Origin of the sequence: Microbacterium sp. H6 (assembly GCF_003314775.1) — a bacterium.
GTDB lineage: Bacteria > Actinomycetota > Actinomycetes > Actinomycetales > Microbacteriaceae > Microbacterium > Microbacterium oxydans.
In genome coordinates, this window is record NZ_QOAY01000032.1 from 23665 (window position 1) to 24474 (window position 810).

Genomic DNA, 810 nt, shown 5'->3' on the forward strand with positions numbered 1-810 from the left:
CTCACGCTCGCCGACCGAGCCGACCGAGCACGTCGGGCCGGATGCGACCGAGCGTGCCGCGCCTGCCATCACGCCAGCCGGCACGGACGGCGCGCAGCTGCGCGACCCGGTCCGGGGCGAGGACGCTCCCCCACAGCACCATCTCCGCCATCTTGCGATTGCGACGCCTCATCCACCCCCGGTGGTCCGCGCCGTACTGCCGCGACAGCCACACGCTGTTGCGCACCATGTAGTAGGTCCGCCACGGAGCGTGGTACAGCACGTGCCGCTGCTTTCCGAGGATGACCAGCGGCCGTCCGAACACCGAGAGCGGCACAGCCTCCCCCAGAGCGTGCTCCATCGCGAGTCCCTCATCGACGAGGAACCGGTAACCGGCCTCGCGTGCGCGCACGGTGAACTCGGAGTCGACCGCGTCGATGAACAGGTCCGTGCGGAACTCGCCGATCGCCTCGAACGCACCGACCGGGAGCAGTTGCCCGGATTGGATCGGATCGAACGGGCCACCGGTCGGGTCGTTCAGCACCGGCGCTCCTCCGACGACGCCAGGCACGGCGGCCGCGACGTTCACGCCCTGCGCCTCTGCTGCGTCGATGCGGGTCAACAGACGCTCGACATGCCCGTCGGCCAGAGCGGAGTCCTGGTCGAGCGTGAGGATGTGCGTCGCCCCGATCTCGCGCGCCCGGCTGATCGCCGTGTTCAAAGCGGTCGCGATACCGCGGTTCTCCTCGGCGGAGATGACCTCGGTCCGCTCCGGGAACGTGATGGTGTCGACGGATCGGGAGCCGTCATCGACGACCACGACGGAATCGA

At 69.5% G+C, this 810-nt stretch carries 1 protein-coding gene; it reads right to left on the minus strand.

Going from position 1 to position 810, the window contains the following annotated elements; translation table 11 throughout:
- Position 1 precedes the first annotated feature (1 nt).
- Positions 2-810, minus strand: an 809-nt coding sequence (locus tag DSP71_RS01560) for a glycosyltransferase (RefSeq protein WP_181800631.1), incomplete at its 5' end; no start/stop codon positions are given.